This is a genomic window from Exiguobacterium sp. B2(2022) (assembly GCF_028823655.1).
Lineage (GTDB): Bacteria > Bacillota > Bacilli > Exiguobacteriales > Exiguobacteriaceae > Exiguobacterium > Exiguobacterium aestuarii_A.
Map to the genome: position 1 here is coordinate 1 of NZ_JAPEHX010000118.1, position 1268 is coordinate 1268.

Annotated in this window: 1 protein-coding gene and 1 pseudogene; both read left to right on the plus strand. The window is 50.6% G+C overall.

Annotation, left to right across the window (positions count from 1 at the left end; genetic code table 11):
• Window positions 1-371 (plus strand): annotated as a pseudogene (locus tag ON063_RS14540) (hypothetical protein); the annotation flags it as partial.
• A 110-nt stretch (window positions 372-481) separates the two neighbouring features.
• On the plus strand, window positions 482-1268 hold a 787-nt coding region (locus ON063_RS14545; RefSeq protein WP_274665610.1), incomplete at its 3' end, for a nitric oxide synthase oxygenase.

Sequence of the window (1268 nt, forward strand, 5' to 3'; positions counted from 1 at the left end):
AAACCATTGAGCAATCAAACCGTCTCATACATGCCGGAATTACGATTACAAGACTTCGAAACCAAGAGGTCACTGTCGGAACATCCCCAATCGTCATTATGCGTCGTGGCTTCAAAACACTTGCTTTTTACGCCTCGATTCGCTTGCCGACAGACGGTGAAATGGATCTCGTTATTTTACTCGATGACGGTCAAAGTCCCTTTGTCATCAACATCACTCGCTTGACCGAATTGGCCAATGGTTTATATCAGTATGAAGCCAGCTACGAGCAAACGGCTCAGCTAGAGAAGCGCTTGACTACGCTTGAACGTGAAAAACCACGTGGCTTTTCAATCCACCAACCAAAAGATTTACAAATAAAATTGAAATAGGAAAAATCGAGAGCCGTCTGACGTACGGCTCTTTTTGTGCGCAATGGTGGCGCAATTTACCTCGATTCAATATGATTGAGAAAGAGAAAGCGAAAAGAGGAGATTGAATGATGGACTTATTACAAGTAGCGCGACAATTTTTCTTACAGCTAGAAGGAGATTGGTCTGCTCGCCTTCAAGAAGTTGAGGACATGTTGCATCGTACCGGTTCCTACTCCTTGACGACGGAGGAGTTGTGTGAAGGCGCGAAAGTAGCGTGGCGGAACTCGAACCGTTGCATCGGACGATTGTTTTGGCAGACGCTTCATGTGATCGATGCCCGGGATGCGAAAACGTTTGATGACGTCTTCGCTCGGCTTGTAGAGCATCTTCATTTCGCCACAAACGGTGGGAAAATCCGCTCGACGATGACAGTCCTTCCGAACGAGTTCAAACTGTTGAACACGCAGCTGATTCGGTATGCCGGATATGAGACACCGAACGGAATCATCGGGGACCCCATGTCCGTGCCGATGACGAAACGGGCAGAACAACTCGGATGGGTCGGGTCCGGCACACCGTTTGATATGTTGCCGCTCATGATTACGGACGGTCAGGACGTTCGTCTATATGACTTGCCGAGTGATGCCGTGCTCGAAGTCGACATCGTTCACGAGGAGTTTGACTTGTTTGATGGGCGCCCGATTAAATGGCATGCCGTGCCGGCCATCGCCGACATGGAACTTGAAATCGGCGGTCTCCGTTTTACGTCCGTGCCGTTCAACGGATGGTATATGGAGACAGAAATCGGTGCCCGCAACTTGGCAGACACCGATCGCTATGATTTGTTGCCGCTCGTCGGCCGCTCGCTCGGACTCGACACGTCGAAAGAGCGCTCGCTCTGGCGGGACCGCGCGC